The sequence below is a fragment of the Pedobacter arcticus A12 genome (assembly GCF_000302595.1).
GTDB classification, from domain to species: domain Bacteria; phylum Bacteroidota; class Bacteroidia; order Sphingobacteriales; family Sphingobacteriaceae; genus Pseudopedobacter; species Pseudopedobacter arcticus.
Genome location: NZ_JH947127.1, coordinates 123,752 through 144,691 on the forward strand (window position 1 = coordinate 123,752; position 20,940 = coordinate 144,691).

The following is a 20,940-nucleotide window of genomic DNA, read 5'->3' on the forward strand; positions in this document are numbered from 1 at the left end:
AAAATGATGAAGAAACTAAAATATATTTTATTGATCGTGGTATGTTTTACCATACCCAATGTTGGATGTCAAAATTTTCTGGACGTTGTGCCAGACGAAAGACCAACAGAAGCGGATGCATTTAAAGATGAATTTGCAGCAGAAAACTTCCTGTATTCTTGTTACTCGTCTCTACCAACACCGAGGGTTGGACAGAATGCAATAGATTTAATGACTACAGACGAAGTGGTTACCGCATTTGAACATGAAACTTTTGCAAGATTCCCAAAAGGGACTTTCACTGCTTCAACACCAGTAATTTCTTATTGGGCTACCCTTTATAAAGGAATAAGACAATGTTATATCTTAATTAACAATATAGATCAGGCTCCGGGATTAACAACCGAAAATAAAGCGCTATATAAAGCAGAAGCTAAATTTTTAGTCGCTTATTATCATTTCTTATTGGTGCGCATGTATGGGCCGGTGGTTATCGTAAAAGAAGTAAAAGACATAGAATCTGATGCAAGTACTTACGATGCCCGTTCTAAATATGACGATTGCGTAAAATTTATATGCGATATGTTTGATGAGGCAGCAAGCAATTTACCGCCAAAGCAAACGGGTTCTGCATATGGAAGAGCAACAAGCACAGCTGCAAAAGCAATTAAAGCAAGAATGTTGTTATATGCAGCTTCTCCTCTTTTCAACGGTGGTGGTGGACTTGCTACAAGCTTTTATACTGATTTTAAAGACAAAGCAGGTGTTCAGTTAATTCCTACAACCTTTGATAAAGAGAAATGGAAAAAAGCTGCAGATGCAGCTAAAGAAGCAATTGATTTTGCCGAGTCTCAGGGTTACGCTTTATATAAAAACTCAGTGGTTCCAGGCTTACCGTCCAATCCAATTGAAAAAGATCTACGTTATACCTATATAGATAAGACTTCTACAGAAATCATTTGGGCGGACACCAGACGAGAAGGAATTTATGATTTTCAAAATAAATCTACGCCTTTCCTTAATGCTGGTGCTTATAATGGTGTTGCACCAACATTGTCAATTATCGAGCAATTTTATACAGAAAACGGTTTACCAATTGATAAAGATCCAAGTTTTGGTTACGCTAACCGTTATGGCATTGGTGTTTCTCCATTCGGAGGCACCACTTTAAATTTAAACTTGAAACGAGAACCTAGGTTTAAAGCATGGATTGCGTATCACAATAGCAATTATGAGATTCAAAGACCTGGTGTTGAGTTTGTAAAAGTTCTCTTCAGGAAAAATGATAACTGTGGTATAAAAACTAGAAGTAACAATTATTCTCCAACAGGTTATCTGAATAAAAAAGGAGTTAACCCACAATTTGGATCGGGACAGGCACAAGAACTGCAACCTACTGTATCAGAATCCTATCCATGGCCAGTAGTAAGGTTAGCCGAACTATACCTAGACTATGCAGAAGCTTTGATCGAATATGGGGTGGATTTGGGTACTGCAAAAACTTATATCGACAAGGTCCGTGTTCGGGCGGGTATTCCTACCATCGATGCTGCATGGACTCCAATAGGAGGCGCCAACGATTTGGCAACTTTACGTTCAATTGTTCGCCAAGAACGTACCATTGAATTCTATTTAGAAAATCAACGTTTTTGGGATTTACGACGATGGATGATTGCAGAACCTTATTTAGGCGTAAAAGCAAAAGGAATGAATATACAGGGCACTTCTGATGCCACCTTTTTTACCGTCACAGAAGTAATATTCCCTAGAGCATTTCGCTCTCCTGCATTTTACCTAATGCCCATTCCAATTGGGGAAATTAATAAAGATGAAACTCTAGTACAAAACCCAGGATATTAATTAAAAAAAACAATGATTAATCAGGAGTTTCTTCATAAGGCAAACTGAATAAAGCTCCTGATTAATTTTTAACCAATAAAAACCAAATTGTATTCCAATGAAAAAAATATTATTCTTATTTTTTGTAGCACTTGCGTTTGCGGCCTGCAAAAAAGAATCAAACCAAATAAAAGCACCCTCAACAATCTCTGACCTTGATGTACAACCCACAGTAGGTGGCGCTATACTCAGTTGGGCGGTACCTGCTGATAGTAATTACACTTATTTGGAAGTGAGTTACATGAAAAATGGAAAAAAAATCACAACTAATGTGAGCAAATACACAAACTCCATAGAAATTACTGGTTTACTCAATAAACTCGACTATACTTTTGAAGTAAGGCCTGTTAATAACAACGGAGAAGCTATTGCATATAGTGATATATTAACCACTAGCTCCGTAAAACCGATTAGAAGACCCATACAAACTGCCTATATAAAATTAGCTATTACAAACGCACTAATTGACACTTATACTCAAGAAACAAGTGAAGGCCCAAAGAGTAACTTGGTTGATGGCACAATAACCAGTTCAAATTATTGGCATTCGGCTTGGTCTGACGGTGTAGCACCACTGCCTCATTGGATTAAACTTTCCTTACCTGTTGCAACTGATTTCACTCGGTTCAGCTACGTATTTAGACAAAACACAACTATAAGCGGTAGACCTACACAGATTGCCTTAGAAACCAGTACAGATGGCATAACTTGGACTCGAGTTTGGACTTCACCAGCAGGGCTTTCAGTAGGTACAGCTTCCGTAATATCTGCAGAGAACATACTTACTTTTGATCAAACTTATAACTCTAAATATTTCAGAGTGATGTTCTTAGCAACTCAAGGAAACACCACATTTGTTACTTTAAGCGAAGTTTCCTTCTACAGAGCCCAGTTAACAGATTTAGAGCTAGAAGCAGAGAAAACCTACTGAAATCAATACTCATAATTCAAGGGCAGGAATTTACCTGTCCTTTTTTAATCTCACCTATTATGAAAAAAATTCTCTATGCATTCGCTTTGTGCGCTTTAGTCGCATGCGGAAAAAAAGACATTTTACCAACTCCCACTCCAGCGCCACCTACCCCGGAACCACCAGTTAATACCCTATCTAGGGTTTCTGGCCCAAGTTCCGGAACTTTCTCTTCAGATCGACAATACAATTTAAACCTAGTTTATTTTGTACCGGCAGATGTCAACCCCATAAATGACTACCAAAAAAGATTAAGTGAGTTAATGCTTTGGACCAGAGACTGGTACAAAACTCAAATGGGTTTAAACGGTTATGGATCACAAACATTCGGTTTATTTATGAATAGTGCTAAAACTAGGGTTAGAATCACCACAATTTACGGAACAAAAAACAAATACGAATACCCTTATAATGGAGGGCAGAACCCGATGATGGCTGAAATTAATTCATATTTTGCCACTCATCCTGCCGAAAAAACTAGTGACCATACTTTAGTTATTATTCCGAGATACTCAATAGGCAGTAACGGGACACCCAGCGGTGGACCATTTTTCGGTTTAGGTAAATGGTGTTTTGCACTCGATTACGAGGGAATGAATATCACAAACCTTGGCAAAACCAATGCGGAAGGTAATTTATTTAGCGTATGGTTTGGAGGGCTCGTTCATGAGTTAGGACATGGTTTAAACTTACCGCATGATCGCCAGAAAGTGTCTGAAAATACAGATCCTAATAAGGGTATGTCTTTAATGTGGGCAGGTAATGGTACGCTTGGTATAAGTCCAACTTTTTTAACCGCCACAGATGCCGCTATTTTACATGTAAATCAGATTTTCAATACAGGTACAAACTCCTACTATGGAGCGGTTACTGGAGGGATTACAAAAATAAAAGCCGAATATGTGGTTGCAAAGAATGCTATTGTACTCTCTGGGAAGTTCACCAGTAGCGATGACATAACGAGTATCGTATATTATAACGATCCTAACTATAATAATGAAGGCACTGGAGCAAACCGTGATTATAATGCGATAACATGGGAGTCGAAACCTATAGGTACTGATGGGTTTTACGTGGAGATTCCAATAAATGAGCTGGTGTATACCGATAACGCAACCCCTTATGAACTAAGAGTAAAATTGGTGCATAAAAACGGCAACGTTACAGAAACAGTTTACAATTATAGCTTTTCCAATAACATTCCGGTGTTAAACTTTAGTACTCGTGAAGAACTGAGTAAAACAAATTGGCAGGTAACAAGCTTTAGTTCTGAAGAAACATCTGGAGAAGGATCAGTTAATGGTAAAGCATCTACCCTTATTGATGGAAATGCAAGCACTTATTGGCATTCAAGGTGGTCCTCTAATACTGCCAGTTACCCACACTATATAGTTGTAGATATGGCGGCAAGCCAAACTGCTACCGGGGTAGCCTTAGCGCAGCGAGGAGGACTTCAAAGAGCTATAAAAGATTTTGATGTACTTACTAGTACCGATGGAGTTAATTTTTCTATGGCCGGAACCTTTGTTGCTGCAAATAGTAATGGATCTCAATATTTTGATTTTACTGCTCCTAAAACTTTTAGGTACTTTAAAATTATAGCCAAAAACGCTTGGGATGGTTTAGAATTTGCCGCCTTATCAGAAGTGGGAATGTATTAACTCTCACATGTGCTGCAAGGATTTAAAAGAGATATTCTGGAAGATAAATGTAATGTATCGTTGACTTCCGGAATATAGTAAAAAACCAACATTAAAAACATCTACCTATGTCAAACAAAACGTTTTTTTTATCACTATTTCTAATAATAGTGGGTATTAACCAAAGTATTGCCCAAACAGGCAACTACCTATTACTCGATGGTGCTAGTTATATGCGTGTAGCTAACAGTGCCACCGTAAATGTGCCAAATGCTAGTAGTTTTACCTTAACCTGTTGGGCCAACTTAACATCAGCCGATTCACGGATTATCAGCAAACGTTTAGGAGGAGCGATTTCCGCCTACGAACTAATTACCAGTGGCTCCAAACAATATGGTGCAAATATCAGCGACGCAGCGGGAGGAGTGGGTCCAGCTTTTAGTACAACAACCGTAGGAGGGGCATGGCATCATTTGGCAATGGTTATTGATAGAACCACTGGCACCTGCTCTGTTTATATTGATGGCGTTTTAGAAAAAAGTAAAACAGACACCCGTACTGTAACCGGTGATTTCGCTAATACCCAAGATCTGCTCATTGGTGTTTGGAACAACAGCGGCACCCTTGCCAAATATAGTATAGGTAAATTAGATAATATCCGGTTATGGTCAACAGCATTTACCGCATCTCAACTACAAGCTGATATGACGGCAATTGTAAATACAGCGACTACCAATTTACTTGCCGGTTGGGATTTTGAGAGTGTTTCTGGAAGTGCCGTTGCGGATATTTCTGGAAATAGTAATAAAGGTACATTATCTGGAAATGCTACTGTAGCAGCAGATGGCAATATGACCTATAGTAGTGCTTCTTTAACGCAAACCGTATTATCTTCTGGTATAGGTGCTGCAAATCAACGTGTTTTAGCAGTAAACGTGAGCACTAATGGCTCTGCGTCTCCGATCAGTCTAAGCAGTCTTACTTTTAGTATGAACGGTACAACTAATATTAGTGACGTTGACAACATTAAAGTATATTATAATAAACAAAAGGAGAAATTGGATCTAAATACGGCTATCCTTTTAGGCAGCGTTTCTCCTGCATCCGGAGATCTTACGGTTAACGGCAGCCAAGTATTAAGCTCTGGCTATAATTATTTCTTTATCACTTATGATGTAGCGGAAAATGCTACCGAAGGGAATCTTTTAGATGCCGAGGTCAAATCAATTGTTGTTGGTGGTGCTTCAAAAACTATAAGCCCTACAGCAACAGCAGGTAGCAGAACTATCTTACTGACCACAACATTGGTTTATCAGCCTGGAGACGCTATGGCAGACAGCTACCGTATTCCGGCGATTGCAACCGCAAAAGACGGTTCGCTAATTACCGCAATTGATAAAAGAAATAATTCAGATGGCGACTTAAGAAAAAATGGCAACATAGATATTACCATTAGACGAAGTACAGATAAAGGAGCAACATGGTCTGCCGCATTAACTATTGCTGGAGATGGTACTAACTACTGTTATTCAGACCCGTCACTCGTGGTAGATAAATCATCAGGTGATATCTTATGTTTATTCAACGGAAATACGAGTTACGGAGCATCAAACGCATCAGATTACGTTCATCTTTTTCAATCGCGTAGTACCGATAATGGTATTACATGGAGTGCTGCAACTGATATTACCGATCAAATATATGGTGCCAACTGTAGCAATCCAATCAGTAAAACTTGGCTAGGTTTGTTTATCAGCTCTGGAAGTCTCACGCAGTTAAATAGCGGTCGAATATTAGGCGTAATGCCTGTAAGAGAACTTTCAGGTAATACTGGAGACTTTGTATTATATACTGATGATGTAGGTTTAACTTGGAATGTTTCAACAAATAATGCAGTACCCACGTCGGGAGGAAATGGAAACGAAGCAAAAACCGTACAATTGGACGATGAATCTATATTAATGAGTATCCGAACTTACTACACTAGAAGATTTAATACATCTACTGATAATGGTGTAAGCTGGGGAACGGCATATAATAATTCATTAACCGACCCAGGATGTAATGGTGATCTTATACGCTATACTTCCGTAAAAAATGGTTATAATAAAAGTAGATTGATCCATTCCTTACCTTACAGCCCTGGCAACACTACAAGAAAAGACGTGAGTTTGTATGTCAGCTACGATGAAGGAGTTACTTGGCCGATCAGAAAAACTATCGATCCACAAGCTTCTGCGTACTCTAGCGTGTGTATTTTAAACGACGGTACTATCGGGATATTTTATGAAGATGGCGAGTATGGCGCTAGTTACAATTTATACTTTTCACGTTTAAGTTTAAAATGGCTAAGTGATGGAGCAGATATCTACGAACCTAAGGTGGAAACAAAACGCCCAACACCCAACCATTCGTTAAAACTTAATGGTACCAATAGCTATATGAGCGTAGCAAATACTACAAGTTTAAATATTACGCCAACACAAGGGTTCACATTATCTGCATGGGTAAAAATAGACCCAACGCAAACAAGTACTCAACGTATTTTCAGTAAAAGAAATGGAACGGGTAAAGGATATGAGCTTTTTACAGCTAATCAAGGTGGCAATTTCGGTAAGCTTGGCTTTAATCTAAGTTCTCCTAGTTCTGGTGGTGCTTACGGAACAACAGCAGTGAACAACAACCAATGGCACCATGTTGCAATAGTGGTAAACCCAAATGACAATACCACAAAACATTATATTGATGGTGTACTAAATAGCACCAACACTAGTGCCAATATTAGCAATATAGCTTCGGATTTTTCCAACACCGAAAACCTGCTTTTTGGTGCATATAATAATAGTGGTACACTCACTCATTTTATGAAAGGGGAAATAGATGATATCCATATATGGTCTTCTGCTTTATCTCAAACCGACATTAACACTGATTTGGGTTTAAATGTAGGTAGTCTAGCAACTAAACCCAATGATCTTATTGCTGCTTATGATTTTGAAAACATCACCACTGCATCGATTACAGACGTAACCGGAAAAAGCAATACCGGAACATTAATGGGAGGTGCAGTTTTACCTTTACATTTCTTGTCTTTTACTGGAAAATATAATGCAATTGGAGAAACTATAGCATTTAATTGGCAAACTACCAACGAAGTTAATGTAAAAGCTATTTCACTTGAGCGTACTAATGACGGAAAAAACTATACAACGATATATACCACATCGCCAAAAGGCCAAGCCTTAAATAATTATAATTTTACTCATCAACCTAATGGCGACCTACAAAACCAGGCTTACTATCGTGTTAAAATTATAGATTACAACAATAGCGTTATTTATAGCGATAACACACTTAGCTTCTTAGCAGGTCAAAATAGTAAAGAAATCACACTTTATCCTAACCCCACAACGGAAACGGTGTTTGTAAACACTACGTTAAAAGCACCAATAACTGTTTCGATTTATAATTCAAAGGGCGACTTTATAAGCAGTTCGATACATATGAGTGAAAATTTCTCAGTGGATGTATCAACACTGGCCAACGGAGTATATTTGCTGAAAGCAAGTAATAGCGTTACCAGTAAGTATATTAAGTTTATTAAAAAGTAGGATAAGGACTAGCTTACTAAAGTACTGAATTATAATTTGAGGTCGATCGTATTTCTTCCGTTCGGCCTCATTTATTTTAACTCCATTGATTCAAATGAGTGGCTTTTTTTAAGTCCTTTCAGCAAGTAGCATATTGGCTCGCTTTACCTCTTCATCTAATTCCAGTGCCGAGTTTTTTAACAGACTAATCACTTCACGTAAGTTTTCGGGATCATTTAAATCATGATCTGCCAATTGTACCAAACCTAAAATATTAGCAAGTGGTCTTCTAATCTCGTGAGAAGTAATCCACGAATATTCCTCCAACACGGTATTTCTTGCTTCTAACTGCATTGTACGTTTTTTAATCAGGTTCTCCTGATTAACCAATACCTGCTCAATCTCTAAATTTTTATCACTAATAATCTTAAAGTTATTCTCAATAATCTCCTTTTGAACTTGGGTGTCAATAGATAGCTTAATTTCCGAAAATTTAGTCACAAACAAATCTAAAATCAGCTTTGCAAATTGATTGTCAATCTGAGAAATAAATTGGTTTGTTTTTGAAGAAAAGCCAAACAATGCAGTATAAACCACTGAATTGGTCAATGGCACTAAAGAAAGCTGTTCAAAACATCTATTCTCCAGTCCAAAACCTTCAAAAGTTTTACTTAATAAATCAAAGTCAACATCGGTACAGTTTTTTAATTGTGGAATCATTGTTTCTACAGCAGTTTTTTCAAAACCTCGCAACTCCACATCTTCTCCAATGGTAACTTCTGTTTTTTGATTGATATATAAAATTTCGTAGAAATATTGATCTTTAAAAAGCAGTACTCTCCCAAAATTAAAAGGCATCAAGTATTTGATATGTTTTACCAAAACCTGAGCTAGGTCGGCAATCTCTTGACATTTAGAAATACTGGCAGCGTATTTAGAAAAAGCCTCGTATCTTAATCGTAAAGAAATTGACTCTGCATTTTCCATTTAAGCGACTTCTAAAAGCTCATTATCTACCTTGATTCCAGAAATATCTGCGATGGTTGTCGCCATATTCACAAAATCGGCTAAGCTTAACAGTTCAATTATTTCTGTACTGTTAAATCCCTCATTCTTTAAAATTAGGAGGTCCTCTTCTTTAAACGCTTGTGGATTCAATGCCGCATTTGTAATTATCTTAATTGCAGCTTTATAACTCGACGGGATAATATCATTGGTCAAGTTATCTGTTAAAATAAAATCACTTTCAGCCGTTAACACATCGCTCATGGAGTTTGCAAAAATACCATGTACCGTTGCGCAATAATTACATGCCTTCTTTTTACTGATGTTATGGATAATAATCTGCTTTAAAACATTGGGAACATCGCCAATCAGTAATGTGTTTTTCAGTTTTTCCCAGTTACCTTTTAATATCGTAGGATTTTCTCCTTGGCACTTTAGCCAATTTAAGACAAAAGGAATACCTAATGTGCGCATACTATCTTCATAGATTGCCTTTGTATCTACACAAGCATCTTCGTAATTCACTATTTTATACATTTTTGTTTTTTTTAGAGGTTAATACCCTTTTGTTTAATTTATCTTAAATATCAATAATTGCTAATTGTACTCTAAAAATCTATTATAGTTACAATTCCAACAACTCTTATTTAAACCCATAACATAAAAGCAAATGGTTTGTTTTAAACAATGCTTAACTTATATCAATAATTATTTTAAAAACATTCAGATACCATCCAGCACCCACTATATACTTGCATTAACGATAATTAAGACTTTACGGTTTGTAATAAACCAATAATTTTTTACTAAAAAAAAAAACCGATCCCGCATACCACAGACTCGTCTTTTTCTAATCACACCCGTACTTAACTATTTATGTGGCGCTTGTTCAACCTTCGTTATTTTAAATTTCTGTACACCGCTAGGCATTTCCCATTCTACAAACGAGTCTTCCAAATAACCAATCAGCGCAACTCCCATAGGCGTAAAAATTGAAATTTTATTTTCTTTCATATTAGCCTCATTTGGCATAACAACCTGAAAATTAAACTTTTTACCGCTAACGGTCTCCTCTATTTCTACAATTGAATTCAAGATAATAGCTTTAGCAGGTATATCTTCTACTTTAACAACCTTAGCGTTCTTAATCTCGTTCGCTAACTTTTCGTTATTATGTTTTGACATGTTAGAGGTCTTTAAGTGTTTCTCTAACAATAGGTGTTCTCTTTCACCAATAATTATTTGTTCTTTTACCATAGCTTATAGTAATTTAAAGTATTAAAAAAATATGAATAAGGGTTAGGCGAATTTGCCTAATGAAATTCTTAATGCCCCGGGCTTTTTTGGGGCTTGCTTAATGAAAGCCTTGTTATGATTGGAGAGGAAGTGAAAAAACTCAAAATAGCACAAGCAATAGTTGACAGAAAAGCTACCTAAGAATTTGTTTGCGTTAAATGAGATGTATTTATTTTTTTTCACGATAAAGATTTTTAATAATAACTGATAAAGGGTAAACCAATGCCCCTCACCAAAATTAAAGCGGGGCTTATATTATAAAATCCTTATTGTTTTTGAATAGGATGAAAGCGGCGATGCTCTCTCCTACCAATACAGAAACAACACATAAGACCGAAAACCTAAAACCTGTTATAGGTGTAGGAACGTTCATTACTTGATATGTTGCTTTTTTTAGATACATTTTTTACTAATATAGCTGTTTTATAGTTAAGTGCAAACTTTAAGAGAATTTTGACAGATAGATTAAATTCGGATTGGCCAATGGTGAAAATATTTTTTTGAAATGGTTATTGTGTAAAAGCATTGTTTTTTGTCTTGAGCGTTAACCCACACTTTTCTCTTACGAATCAATAAGAATAAACTCCCCCTCTAAATCCTAAAACCTGATCCTCGTCACTTTTCTCCAAATGCACTATCATTATTTTAAATGATATTTTTGCCGACCTTTGAATTATGGCTGTGATTACAAAAGAGGTATGTTACCACTGTGGTGATGAATGTTCATCTAAATTATTATTAAAAGACGAAAAAAACTTCTGCTGTAATGGTTGCCTAAATGTTTACAGTATTTTAGCTGCTGGCAACCTACAAAACTACTACAAGCTCAACAACTATCCTGGGGCTTCACAAAAAAAGGAAATTCAAGCTTTTGATTATTTAAATATACCAGAGATTACGGCCAAACTGGTTAACTATCAGGATACTGATAAAACCATTGTTACATTATACTTACCAGCAATTCATTGCAGTTCCTGCATATGGCTTTTGGAGCACCTTAACAAGCTGGATGCAGGTGTAACCGAAAGTAGAGTCGATTTTTTAAAGAAACAGATTTACCTGCAATTTAACCATAACCACACCAAGCTACAGCAAATTGCGCAACTTTTAACAAGCATTGGTTACGAACCCTTAATCAGTTTACAGGATGTTGTTAATAACGATGTTTCAAAGAAAGACCGTTTAATCCCAAAAATTGCAGTCGCCGGATTTTGCTTCGGAAATGTGATGTTATTGGCTTTCCCCGCCTATTTTGGTATTGCACCTTCTGAGAGACATTTCGGCGAGTTTTTTAGCCTATTGAGCCTTGCATTTTGTATTCCGGCAGTATTTTACTCTGGATTAGATTACTTTAAAAGAGCATACGTTTCTTTAAAGCAGGGTGTTTTAAATATCGATTTCCCTTTAGCATTAGGAATTGCAGTCTTGTTAATCAGAACCATTGCAGATTATGTTTTTAATGTTGGCGAAGGCTTTGCAGATACCTTAACCGGATTGGTATTTTTTCTTTTGATTGGCAAACTGGTACAGCAGAAAACCTATCATCATTTATCTTTTGAACGAGATTACCGTTCATTTTTCCCAGTTGCTGTCGATGTAATTAATGAGAACGGCGAGATTATACCAATAGCACTGGAAAACATTAAAGAAGGTGACCGAATTTCGGTTAAAAACCAAGAAATCATTCCTGCTGACGCCATTTTACTAAACGGAAATGCGCTCATTGATTTCAGTTTTGTTACCGGCGAATCAAAACCCATACAAAAAGTATTGGGAGAAATTATTTACGCTGGTGGCCGACAGACAGCAGGTTCTTTAGAGCTAGAAGTTATTAAACCCGTATCGCAAAGCTACCTTACCGGATTGTGGAACAATGAAAGCTTCCAAAAAGCAAACGATAATAAAACCAAAACTTTTGTGACCAAGGTGAGCCATTATTTCAGCATCATTTTGTTAAGCTTGGCAACGCTAACCTTACTGTTTTGGCTTCCATACAGCTGGCAAACTGGCTTAAATGCCTTTACCGCGATTTTAATTATTGCATGCCCCTGTGCTTTGGCTTTAAGTACGCCATTTACTATGGGTGCGGCGCTAAGCATTTTTGATAAAAATAAATTCTACCTTAAAAACACCGATGTGGTAGAACAGCTGGCTGCTATTGATACCATTGTTTTTGATAAAACAGGAACGGTAACACTTGCAGACAATAATTCGATTGAGTTTATCGGTAACGTTTTAAACGGTTTAGAAAGCAATATTATTTATAGCATATGCAAAAACTCTTCGCACCCTTTGAGCCGAAAAATATGCGGATTTCTGAACACTTCAAAAGTAATCGCAATTGAAGACTTTAAAGAAATACCTGGAAAAGGAATGCATACCATTTATCAAGGTTACGAGATTTTCATAGGAAGCACCAGCTTTGTACCGCATGCTTCTACCCGTTTGGTCGATTTTCCGCAGGTGCACATTAATATCAATGGCGAATACCTAGGTTACTTTAAAATAAACCAAAAACTGCGTCCCCAACTGGGCGAATTAATGCTTTCGCTGAGCACTAATTATCAAACCTATCTTATTTCTGGTGATGGCAACCAGGATAACAGTTTATTAAAACACTATTTTAAAAGCGAAAGCCATTTATTATACCAACAATCGCCACAGGACAAGTTAGATTTTATTGCCAAACAGCAAAGAAACGATGCCAAAGTTTTAATGATTGGCGATGGACTTAATGACGCTGGTGCCTTGCAGCAAAGTAATTCTGGAATTGCCGTTACAGACAATATCAACAACTTTACGCCAGGAAGTGACGCCATTTTAGACGGAACGTCTTTCCACCTGTTGCCAGATTTTTTAAAATTCTCAAAGGCGACGGTCAACATCATCCACCTTTCTTTTTGTATTGCCGTATGTTATAATATTATCGGGATAAGTTTTGCGATACAGGGAAAGTTGTCTCCACTAATTGCAGCTATATTAATGCCCTTAAGTACGGTGACAATTATTTTGTTTACCAGTATTAGCACCCACATCCAAGCTAAAAAACACAATCTTATATCATGACCATTATCTATTTTTTAATTGCTTGTAGTGTTGTTTTGGCAATTTGCTTTTTGGCTGCATTTTTCTGGTCGCACAACAGTGGGCAAAATAAAGATTTGTATACACCCGCAATACGGATTCTGTTTGATGATGAACTGGTAGAAGAAAAGCCGAGTAATGAAAATAACAGCGAAAAGGATAACTGATCTGCGAAGTGGATCAAAATTCCGTTATTTTGAATTAGGTATGAGGAGACTTGCCATGGCACCCTCGAACACCTGTGAAAATCTAAAAACCTTTAACTAAATCTGGTCTTTACCTTGATGAACCAAGCGGATGCAGATCAACTTGGAGGGCTCTCCTATCATCGAAATGAACTAGGTGGATGAGATTCACTCACTTCCTAACCTCGCTTCATAAGCCAACATCCGCAAAATATTAAAAAATATAACCTAGGTCATATTTCAACACTTTTTATATCATTTTTTTAATAAAGGCATAGCTATACTTTTATTGACAAGAAAAAACATATAAAAATCATGAAGAAACTTAAACTATTAATCACCGTGTTCACTTTTTCTGCTGGTGTCGCGTTTTTTAGCGCTTGTGGAGGAAGTGACACAAATGCAGACGAAAGCGGTTCTGCAAATACAGTTACTGAAGAAACGGCTGTGGCTGATGAAGAACTTGACCCAGATGCAAAAAGCGATAGCAAGGGTGTTGGAAAATTCACCAACGTAGAAGTTGGCGCCACCATCGATAAAGCAATGGCAGCCAAAGGTCAAGCTATATTCGAAGGCAAATGTACCGCTTGCCACAAAACCACCGACGAAAAAGTAGTTGGACCCGGTTTAAAAAACATTACCAACCTACGTACTCCAGAGTGGATCATGAACATGATCACCAACCCCGAAGAAATGACCAAGAAAGATCCAGTTGCTAAAGCTTTGTTTGAGAAGCATTTGGTACAGATGACTTTCCAAAACGTTTCTGATGACGAGACTCGTCAGATTTACGAGTTTCTGCGCCAGAATGATAAGAACTAAACGACTATTAACAATAAAAACAAAGCAATGGATTTACTATCAAAAAAATCACTACTTCTGTTACTCGCAACCCCCTATTTTTTAGCCGTTGGCTGTAAACCGGGTAAGGTAGCTGAAACAACAGATACAGATGCTGCAAAAAAAGTTTATGTGGCACCTGGTAAACACGATGAGCTTTACATGTTCGCTTCTGGAGGTTTCAGTGGCCAACTAGCGGCTTACGGAATTCCGTCAGGACGACTGTTAAAAGTTATTCCTGTTTTCGCACAAGATCCTGAAAACGGATGGGGCTACAATGAGAATACCAAGCCAATGTTGAACACCTCACACGGTTTTATTCCTTGGGATGATGCTCACCACCCAGAGTTGAGTAAAACAAATGGAGAAGATGACGGTAGATGGATTTTCATCAACGGTAACAATACACCGCGTATTGCCCGTATCGATTTGGCAACATTTAAAACGGTTGAAATTATTGAACTGCCAAACTCTGCAGGTAACCACGCATCTCCTTTCTGTACAGAAAACACCGAATACTTAGTAGGTAACACGCGTTTCTCTATTCCAGAAGAAGGAAAAGATGACGTTGCTATTGATACTTACAAAGAAAATTTCCAAGGAAACGTATCTTTTGTAAGTGTTGATAAAAACACCGGAGGGATGAAGGTCGCTTTCCAGATTAGAGTACCAGGTTTCAATTATGATCTTGCGCATGCTGGTAAAGGTCCATCAGGAGATTGGATGTTCTTCACCACTTATAACACTGAACAAGCTCACACTCTACTAGAGGTTAACGCCAGTCAAAAAGATAAAGATTTTATCATGGCATTAAACTGGAGAAAAGCTGAAGCGTTGATCAAAGCAGGTAAAGGAAAGAAAACTGCAGCTACGTACGCACATAACGTGTTGGACGAAAAAAGCCATCAAGCTACAAGCACTATGGAAAGCTCAGTTTTGGTGTTGGATGTTAAAGATCACCCAGAGTTGATTTATTACATGCCATGTCCTAAATCTCCACACGGCGTTGACGTAACTCCAGATGGTGAGTTTATGGTTGCCAGCGGTAAACTAGCTGCTGCATTGCCTGTATTCTCTTTCCAAAAGATGCTTAAAGCTATTGAAAACAAAAGCTTTGAAGGTAAAGTTGCAGGTAACCTTAACGTTTTAAAATACGAGTCTGTTTTACAGGGCGAGGTTAAAAAACCAGGCTTAGGTCCATTGCACACCGAGTTTGATGACAAAGGTTTTGCTTACACTACCATGTTTGTTTCTTCTGAAATTGTAAAATGGAGAATCAAAGATTTGGAGATTATTGATCGTATTCCGGTTTACTACTCTCCAGGTCACCTATCTATCCCTGGTGGCGACTCTAAAAAACCTTATGGTAAATACGTGGTTGCTTTAAACAAAATAACCAAAGACCGTTACTTACCAACAGGTCCAGAGCTTACACAGTCTGCGCAGTTAATTGATATTACCGGAAATAAAATGAAACTTTTATTAGATTTCCCAACAATTGGCGAGCCTCACTATGCACAAATGATCCCTGCTGAAAAAATAACTAAAAACCAGGTTAGGTTCTACAAAATCGAAGAAAACACTAATAAATACGTTACAAAATCAGAAAATGATGCTCGTGTAGTTCGTAAAGGAAACAGAGTAGATGTTTACATGACTGCGATTCGTTCTCACCTGGCTCCTGATAATATTGAAGGTGTACAAGTAGGTGACGAGGTTTACTTCCATGTAACCAACTTAGAGCAAGATTGGGATGTACCTCACGGATTTGCCATTAAAGGTGCTAATACCGCCGAATTATTGGTGATGCCAGGCGAAACCAACACTTTGAAATGGACACCAGACCGCCCAGGAATGTTCCCTTATTACTGTACCGATTTCTGTTCTGCACTACACCAAGAAATGCAAGGATATATGAGAGTATCTCCAAAAGGATCTTCTACTCCGTTAAAATACGGCCTAGGAAGTAAAATCGTACAAAAATAACCTTTAAAATATACCCGCTCTGCTTAAATAATAACAGAGCGGGTAATTTTAAACCCTAAAAAACTAATCATGAAAACTCAATCCAAAATACTGATTGCAATAAGCGCTCTTTTGATGGCAACTGCCTACTTTCTGCCACTTTGGAAGATAGTATTAGAAGCGCCGCAGTACCCAGAAGGCTTAGAAATGAAGATATGGTTGAACGGAATAACGGGTAATATTGACCAGATTAACGGATTAAACCACTACATTGGGATGCAGTTTATTGTGGTAGAAAATTTTTGGGAGTTTAAAGTTTTACCATACCTGTATGGCGTAATTGTTGCCTTAGGCTTTTTTGTAGCTTGGCGAGGGAAACTCAGTTATTTATGGGCATGGTTCGCCATTTTATTGGTCTTTGCTATCTTCGGTTTTACCGATTTTTACCTTTGGGAATACGATTACGGACACAATTTAGACCCTCATGCTGCAATTAAAGTCGAGGGAATGAGTTACCAGCCACCATTGATTGGTTATAAACAATTACTTAACTTCCTAGCCGGTTCTTTACCAGATATTGGCGGAATTATGGTAGGTATTGGCGGTATAATCACTGTAGGCGTTTTGTTTTTCGAACAAAAATTAAAACGTAACAGACAAAACTAGCAACAATGAAAAATATATTATTATTCAGCTTATTTCTTTTGTTTGTAGCCACGGGCTGCACTACAGAACCACAAGCGATCAACTACGGAAAAGATGTATGCGAGCACTGTAAAATGGTAATCGCAGATGAGAAATATGGTGCAGAAATGATTACCAAAAAAGGAAAGGTGTTTAAATTTGATTCTGCCGAATGTTTGATGGATTTTATATCCGAAGACAAACAACAGGCACAAGCTACAGATGCACAACTTTTGGTAATTAACTTTGCAAAACCAGCCACATTAATTGATGCCAGAACAGCATTTTATTTAAAAGACAAAGAGTACCAGTCACCAATGGGCGGTAACATTGCTCCTTTTGAAACTGCAATGCTAGCAGACAATAACCAAGTAAGCCCAGATGCAAAAGTTATGACTTTTGACGAGGTCGTTAAAGACAGAAAATAAGCCGAAACCATGTTTAACAATAGTTTATATTTAAGAGTTTTACTGATGCTATTTATAGGATCTATGCATGCTCAAACTTTTGCAAAAACAATTATTGTAGCACCTAATACAAAAGTTAATTCGCTAAAAATAGCTATTGCCTTAGCATCAAATGGTGATACTATTCTTGTAAAAAAAGGAACTTATGCTTCCCACAATACCATTGTTAACAAGCAGGTTACCATTATTGGCGAAGGTATGCCGGTGTTAGATGCCCAGTTTAAGGAAGAGGTTTTGACTATTAAAGCAGACCATGTTAAGCTTGACGGTTTTGTTATCCAAAACTCCAAAGTTGGCGATTTAAGAGACTATGCTGGCATCAGAATTTTCCAGGCTAGAAATACAACCATCAGCAACAATCAGTTAAAAAACAACTTTTTCGGTATCTATATCTCAGATTCACATCAAGTTAAAATCATCAACAATACTTTAACGGGTACAGCGCAAGAAAGAAAAGCCGGCAACGGAATCCAAGGTTGGAAATCTGACAGCATAGAAGTAGCGAGAAACCATGTTAGCGGACACCGAGATGGTATTTACTTTGAATTTGTGCAACACTCCAAAGTTTATCAGAACGTAAGTGAGAATAACCTGCGCTACGGCCTGCACTTTATGTTCTCAAACGATAACTCATTTATAAACAACAAATTCACCACCAACCAGGCAGGTATTGCGGTAATGTATTCTAAAAGAATCAAAATGTTGCACAATCAGTTTAACGAAAACTGGGGAAGCTCCATTTATGGTTTATTGCTGAAAGAAATTTTAGACAGCCACATTGAAGGGAATATCTTTTACAAAAATACCTCTGCTATTTTTATGGAAAGCTGTAACCGCAATAAAATCATCAAAAACAGCTTTTTAAACAACGGTTGGGCAATCAGAATTCTATCAAATTGCGAAGACAACCAATTTTCTATCAATAATTTCAAAGGCAATTCCTTTGATGTTACCACCAACGGAGAGCTATTAGAGAACAAATTCAGTAATAACTATTGGGATAAGTACGAAGGTTATGATTTGAATAAGGATGGCAAAGGTGACGTACCTTACCGCCCAATAAGTTTATACGCACAAATAATAGAGCGAGTGCCACAAAGTGTAATTTTAATGAGGAGTTTTATCGTTAACCTTTTAGATAAGGTAGAGCGCTCCATTCCTTCAATTACTCCTTTATCAGTTAAAGACGACAGCCCACAAATGAAACCATGGAAGATATTATCCAAATAAAACAGCTACAAAAATCCTTCGGTAAACTACAGGTACTTAAGCAGGTTGACTGCAATTTCAGCCGTGGCGGGATTGTAGGCGTGTTAGGTCCAAACGCTGCCGGAAAAACTACCCTAATCAAATCCATTTTGGGCATGGTAATTCCAGATGGCGGAGAAATTTTATTTGATGGAAAATCTATAGCCAACAGTTTCGAATACAAAAAAAACATTGGCTATATGCCACAGATTGGTCGCTACCCTGATAATATGAAAATTGGTGATCTGTTTGACATGATGAAAGACCTTAGGGGAGTTTATGAGCATTTAGACACCGATTTAATTGCCGCTTACGGTTTGGATGCTATGTACAACAAAGCCATGCACACCTTGTCTGGAGGAACCCGTCAGAAAGTAAGTGCCGCTTTAGCTTTTTTGTTTAACCCACCCGTTTTAATTTTAGATGAACCTACAGCGGGCCTAGATCCCCTTTCTGCTGAGATCTTGAAAGACAAGATTTTACAGGAAAAAGCAAAAGGAAAACTGATTTTAATTACTTCGCATATTTTAAACGAAGTAGATGAACTGGCCGATAAAGTAATGTACCTATTAGATGGCAACATTAAATTCTATAAAACCTTAGCCGATTTAAAAGCCGAAACAGGCGAACAAAGATTAGGTAAAGCACTCACCAAAATACTATCGTAACATGTTTAAGATCGCCAAATATATTTCGCTCGATATCATCAAAAGTAAAGTTATTATTGCCTATACCCTATTGTTAGCTGCAATTTGCGTAAGCATTTTCATGGCAGATGAAGACGTAACAAAAGGCTTGGTAAGCATCACCACGGTTATGTTAATCATTGTGCCTTTGGTAAGTGTAGTTTACGCAACCACTTATTATTTTAACGCGTCAGAATTTACGGAGCTTTTGGTGTCGCAACCCATTAGTCGTAAAAACATTTTAATGGGCAAATACCTAGGTATCAGCGCTGCAATTCTCGGTGCATTTCTTTTAGGAGTTGGTGTACCAGTTCTTTTATTTGCATTATCCGTAACTGGCTTAACCTTAATACTTACCGGCAGTTTATTAACATTGTGCTTTATATCCTTAGCCTTTTTATCCTCAGTGTTGATGCGTGATAAAGCAAAGGGAATAGGTTTAGCTTTGATGATGTGGTTTTACTGCTCCATTATTTTTGATGGATTGGTACTGGTGTTCTTATTTGCATTTAGCGATTATCCATTAGAGAAAGTACTGATTGCCATTACAGCTTTTAACCCAATAGATTTAGCTAGGATACTGATTTTATTACAGTTGGATATTGCGGCGTTGATGGGCTATACCGGTGCATTATACCAACAGTTTTTTGGAAGCGGCATTGGCATTGCCTTCACTTTAATTATGCTGATGGTTTGGTTTTTATTACCTTTGTGGGCTTCGTTAAGAATATTCAAAAAGAAAGATTTATAACAAAAAATAGAGATGAAAAGAGTATTCACTACTTTTCTTATTTTAACATTTATATTTCAAATTGCAGCGCAATTTGGGGTGTTCCTCTATTTTGAAGCCAACCAAAACTATATTGCAAAAACCCAGTGTGAGAACATCAAAAAACCCGAGATGCATTGCGATGGGCAATGTGTTTTAAGTAAATTATTAAAGAAAACCGAACAGGAAAAAGAAAATAAAAAAGCATTCAATAGTAGAGTTTTGGATGCTTTAGTTCACCCAGATACTAACTTCGAGTTCATCAATTTAGTGGTGGAACTCAAAAACGAGAAAGCATTTTTTAAACCTGCTTTCTTAATCAATCCCCCAACCTCTATTTTTCATCCTCCTCCAATTTCTTAAAACGTCGTCAGTCTGAGCGAAGTCGAAGACAACCACGGAGGTCACAGAGGTTTTTCACGGAGATAGCAGAGTAATTGATACTTATTTAGTGTCAGCTTGAGCGTCTTGTAAAAAAAACACATAGGCACATAGGCTTTTTGAACGTTCAGTTTTTTTGTAACCACAGAGAACGCGGAGTTCACAGAGCTAAATGGTAATTATGTGCGCAGTTTGCGTCTCAACATATTATCACATGTTTTAAACCCCCGCAAGTCCACCCAGCAAAAGCAC

At 37.4% G+C, this 20,940-nt stretch carries 17 protein-coding genes; 14 read left to right on the forward strand and 3 right to left on the reverse strand.

Annotated features, from left to right (window positions below):
* Window positions 1-3 precede the first annotated feature (3 nt).
* The 4 genes from B176_RS0112085 to B176_RS20320 all read left to right on the forward strand — a co-directional run bounded on the left by B176_RS0112085 (window position 4) and on the right by B176_RS20320 (window position 8,099).
* Window positions 4-1,839, forward strand: coding sequence for a RagB/SusD family nutrient uptake outer membrane protein (locus tag B176_RS0112085; RefSeq protein WP_202803347.1), 1,836 nt, complete (start codon window positions 4-6; stop codon window positions 1,837-1,839).
* A gap of 97 nt (window positions 1,840-1,936) precedes the next feature.
* Entirely contained in the window at window positions 1,937-2,809 is an 873-nt protein-coding gene (locus B176_RS0112090; protein WP_017259078.1) for a DUF4959 domain-containing protein, read from the forward strand.
* Between the two features lie 59 nt (window positions 2,810-2,868).
* Window positions 2,869-4,509 carry a discoidin domain-containing protein gene (locus B176_RS19520; protein WP_017259079.1) on the forward strand — a complete coding sequence of 547 codons (1,641 nt, stop codon included), beginning with the start codon at window positions 2,869-2,871 and terminating at the stop codon, window positions 4,507-4,509.
* Window positions 4,510-4,616: 107 nt separating this feature from the next.
* Window positions 4,617-8,099, forward strand: coding sequence for a LamG-like jellyroll fold domain-containing protein (locus B176_RS20320; protein ID WP_083852717.1), 3,483 nt, complete (start codon window positions 4,617-4,619; stop codon window positions 8,097-8,099).
* 108 nt (window positions 8,100-8,207) lie between these two features.
* Here B176_RS20320 and B176_RS0112105 read toward each other — a convergent pair whose 3' ends face one another.
* The 3 genes from B176_RS0112105 to B176_RS0112115 form a co-directional block, all read right to left on the reverse strand.
* On the reverse strand, window positions 8,208-9,065 hold the full coding sequence (locus B176_RS0112105; protein WP_017259081.1) for a histidine kinase: 858 nt from the start codon (window positions 9,063-9,065) through the stop codon (window positions 8,208-8,210).
* Complete coding sequence (locus B176_RS0112110) at window positions 9,066-9,620, reverse strand: carboxymuconolactone decarboxylase family protein (RefSeq protein ID WP_017259082.1); 555 nt, start codon at window positions 9,618-9,620, stop codon at window positions 9,066-9,068.
* A gap of 333 nt (window positions 9,621-9,953) precedes the next feature.
* Window positions 9,954-10,268: a GreA/GreB family elongation factor gene (locus B176_RS0112115; RefSeq protein ID WP_237739830.1), complete on the reverse strand. Its 315-nt coding sequence runs from the start codon at window positions 10,266-10,268 to the stop codon at window positions 9,954-9,956.
* Between the two features lie 786 nt (window positions 10,269-11,054).
* Between B176_RS0112115 and B176_RS0112120 the strand changes: the two genes are divergently transcribed.
* The 10 genes from B176_RS0112120 (at window position 11,055) to B176_RS19535 (ending at window position 20,670) form a co-directional block, all read left to right on the forward strand.
* On the forward strand, window positions 11,055-13,445 hold the full coding sequence (locus tag B176_RS0112120; protein ID WP_017259084.1) for a heavy metal translocating P-type ATPase: 2,391 nt from the start codon (window positions 11,055-11,057) through the stop codon (window positions 13,443-13,445).
* Window positions 13,442-13,630, forward strand: coding sequence for a cbb3-type cytochrome oxidase assembly protein CcoS (gene ccoS / locus B176_RS0112125; RefSeq protein WP_017259085.1), 189 nt, complete (start codon window positions 13,442-13,444; stop codon window positions 13,628-13,630). Before B176_RS0112120 ends, ccoS begins: the two co-directional genes overlap by 4 nt.
* A 333-nt stretch (window positions 13,631-13,963) precedes the next feature.
* Window positions 13,964-14,470: a c-type cytochrome gene (locus B176_RS0112130; RefSeq protein ID WP_017259086.1), complete on the forward strand. Its 507-nt coding sequence runs from the start codon at window positions 13,964-13,966 to the stop codon at window positions 14,468-14,470.
* A 27-nt stretch (window positions 14,471-14,497) separates the two neighbouring features.
* Complete coding sequence (nosZ, locus tag B176_RS0112135) at window positions 14,498-16,474, forward strand: Sec-dependent nitrous-oxide reductase (RefSeq protein WP_017259087.1); 1,977 nt, start codon at window positions 14,498-14,500, stop codon at window positions 16,472-16,474.
* A 69-nt stretch (window positions 16,475-16,543) separates the two neighbouring features.
* Window positions 16,544-17,119 (forward strand): hypothetical protein, encoded by a 576-nt coding sequence (locus B176_RS0112140; RefSeq protein WP_017259088.1) that lies wholly within the window; start codon window positions 16,544-16,546, stop codon window positions 17,117-17,119.
* A gap of 5 nt (window positions 17,120-17,124) precedes the next feature.
* Entirely contained in the window at window positions 17,125-17,565 is a 441-nt protein-coding gene (locus tag B176_RS19530; protein ID WP_017259089.1) for a nitrous oxide reductase accessory protein NosL, read from the forward strand.
* 45 nt (window positions 17,566-17,610) lie between these two features.
* Window positions 17,611-18,834, forward strand: a complete 1,224-nt coding sequence (locus tag B176_RS0112150; protein ID WP_202803348.1) for a nitrous oxide reductase family maturation protein NosD — start codon at window positions 17,611-17,613, stop codon at window positions 18,832-18,834.
* Window positions 18,813-19,520 carry an ABC transporter ATP-binding protein gene (locus B176_RS0112155; RefSeq protein WP_017259091.1) on the forward strand — a complete coding sequence of 236 codons (708 nt, stop codon included), beginning with the start codon at window positions 18,813-18,815 and terminating at the stop codon, window positions 19,518-19,520. Before B176_RS0112150 ends, B176_RS0112155 begins: the two co-directional genes overlap by 22 nt.
* A 1-nt stretch (window position 19,521) precedes the next feature.
* A complete protein-coding gene (locus B176_RS0112160; protein ID WP_017259092.1) occupies window positions 19,522-20,289 on the forward strand; it encodes an ABC transporter permease in 768 nt (255 codons plus the stop codon).
* A gap of 12 nt (window positions 20,290-20,301) precedes the next feature.
* Window positions 20,302-20,670, forward strand: coding sequence for a hypothetical protein (locus tag B176_RS19535; RefSeq protein ID WP_017259093.1), 369 nt, complete (start codon window positions 20,302-20,304; stop codon window positions 20,668-20,670).
* Window positions 20,671-20,940 lie beyond the last annotated feature (270 nt).

Coding starts and splice junctions, on each gene's coding strand:
- B176_RS0112130 (WP_017259086.1), top strand. CDS start 13,964: ATGAAGAAACTTAAACTATTAATCACCGTGTTCACTTTTTCTGCTGGT.
- B176_RS0112140 (WP_017259088.1), top strand. CDS start 16,544: ATGAAAACTCAATCCAAAATACTGATTGCAATAAGCGCTCTTTTGATG.
- B176_RS19535 (WP_017259093.1), top strand. CDS start 20,302: ATGAAAAGAGTATTCACTACTTTTCTTATTTTAACATTTATATTTCAA.
- B176_RS0112150 (WP_202803348.1), top strand. CDS start 17,611: ATGCTATTTATAGGATCTATGCATGCTCAAACTTTTGCAAAAACAATT.
- B176_RS0112155 (WP_017259091.1), top strand. CDS start 18,813: ATGGAAGATATTATCCAAATAAAACAGCTACAAAAATCCTTCGGTAAA.
- B176_RS19520 (WP_017259079.1), top strand. CDS start 2,869: ATGAAAAAAATTCTCTATGCATTCGCTTTGTGCGCTTTAGTCGCATGC.
- B176_RS0112120 (WP_017259084.1), top strand. CDS start 11,055: ATGGCTGTGATTACAAAAGAGGTATGTTACCACTGTGGTGATGAATGT.
- B176_RS0112115 (WP_237739830.1), bottom strand. CDS start 10,268: ATGTCAAAACATAATAACGAAAAGTTAGCGAACGAGATTAAGAACGCT.
- B176_RS0112085 (WP_202803347.1), top strand. CDS start 4: ATGATGAAGAAACTAAAATATATTTTATTGATCGTGGTATGTTTTACC.
- B176_RS19530 (WP_017259089.1), top strand. CDS start 17,125: ATGAAAAATATATTATTATTCAGCTTATTTCTTTTGTTTGTAGCCACG.
- B176_RS0112110 (WP_017259082.1), bottom strand. CDS start 9,620: ATGTATAAAATAGTGAATTACGAAGATGCTTGTGTAGATACAAAGGCA.
- B176_RS0112105 (WP_017259081.1), bottom strand. CDS start 9,065: ATGGAAAATGCAGAGTCAATTTCTTTACGATTAAGATACGAGGCTTTT.
- B176_RS20320 (WP_083852717.1), top strand. CDS start 4,617: ATGTCAAACAAAACGTTTTTTTTATCACTATTTCTAATAATAGTGGGT.
- B176_RS0112090 (WP_017259078.1), top strand. CDS start 1,937: ATGAAAAAAATATTATTCTTATTTTTTGTAGCACTTGCGTTTGCGGCC.
- nosZ (WP_017259087.1), top strand. CDS start 14,498: ATGGATTTACTATCAAAAAAATCACTACTTCTGTTACTCGCAACCCCC.
- ccoS (WP_017259085.1), top strand. CDS start 13,442: ATGACCATTATCTATTTTTTAATTGCTTGTAGTGTTGTTTTGGCAATT.
- B176_RS0112160 (WP_017259092.1), top strand. CDS start 19,522: ATGTTTAAGATCGCCAAATATATTTCGCTCGATATCATCAAAAGTAAA.